The following is a 1,318-nucleotide window of genomic DNA, read 5'->3' as shown; positions in this document are numbered from 1 at the left end:
TCGGCGCAGGTCGATGCCCCTTTTTCAGCCGTTTAAATTCCGTGCCCGCTTTTAACCGCTCGGACAGAATGTGTGTCCGGTTGCCTATCGTTCCCGCCGGTAGATACCCTTTTCCGGAACCGTTAAACACCCTTTCGGAAGAGGTGTCCATGAAGGCCGTTTATTGCCCCTACTGCGGCGGTCGGACCAAGCGCAACGGCAGGACCTCATCGGGGTCCCAGCGGTGGAGGTGCACGGCCTGCGGCGCGTCGACGACGCTGAGGTACGACGACACGGCGGCGAGGCTCGAGGAGTTCCTCGGGTGGCTCCTCTCGAAGGACTCGCAGGCCGCGATGCCGGGCGGCGGGCGGTCCTTCAGGCGCAGGACGGCCGAGTTCTGGGAGGTCTGGCCCATGCCCGTCCCCGACGGCGAGCTCCACCGCGTGTTCTACGTCGACGGGATCTGGGTCGCGCGCGACCTCGTCGTGCTCATATGCTGCAGCGGCGAGAGGGTGGTCTCCTGGTACATGGCCAGGTCCGAGAACTCGAGGGCGTGGTCGGCCCTCATGGCGCCGATCCCGGCGCCCGAGGTGGTCGTCACCGACGGCGGGAGCGGGTTCGCCAAGGCCGTGCGCGAGACCTGGCCGCGCACCAGGGTCCAGAGGTGCACCTTCCACGCCTTCTCGCAGGTCAAGCGCTACACGACGACGCGGCCGAAGCTCCAGGCGGGGCGCGAGCTCTACCTCATCGCGCGCGACCTCATGGGCATCGAGACGCTGCACCGGGCGGAGCTCTGGGTCGAGCGCTACCTCGACTGGTGCGGGTTCTGGGCCGACTTCCTGGAGGACAGGACCGTGGTGGACGGCAGGAGGGTCTACACCCACGAGAGGCTGAGGCGGGCGCGCTCGTCGCTGTCGTCGCTGGTGTCGGCGGGGACGCTGTTCACCTACCTCGACCCCGCCCTTGCCAAGGCCGGCCCGCTGCCGTCGACCAACAACATGATCGAGGGAGGGGTGAACTCGCAGCTGAGGGCCGTACTGCGCAACCACCGGGGGCTGACGTCCGTCAAGCGCGTTAAGGCGGTGTTCTGGTGGTGCCACGCTCATTCGGGGGACGCGAGGACGGCGCGCGAGAAGCTCGCCGCGATGCCGACCGACGCGGACATCGACTTCCTGTTCAGCGTCTACTCCGCCTCGCCGTCGCGCGAGGACGGAGGGCCGGAGTGGGGCGACAGGGCCGTGTGGGAGGATCTCCACCACAGGGACCCGTACCCGTTCTGGCTGGATTAATGGATGGAAACGGATGTTCTATCGGGACACACATTTTGTCCTATAAGCCT

Annotated in this window: 1 protein-coding gene; it reads left to right on the top strand. The window is 66.8% G+C overall.

Annotated features, from left to right (window positions below):
* Window positions 1–149 precede the first annotated feature (149 nt).
* Entirely contained in the window at window positions 150–1,268 is a 1,119-nt protein-coding gene (locus DWX63_RS11045) for an IS1249 family transposase (RefSeq protein WP_117843732.1), read from the top strand.
* Window positions 1,269–1,318 lie beyond the last annotated feature (50 nt).

Source organism: Collinsella sp. AF20-14LB (genome assembly GCF_003459505.1).
Lineage (GTDB): Bacteria > Actinomycetota > Coriobacteriia > Coriobacteriales > Coriobacteriaceae > Collinsella.
The sequence above is the reverse complement of the archived record's forward strand: the minus strand, read 5'-3'. Positions and strand labels throughout refer to the sequence as shown.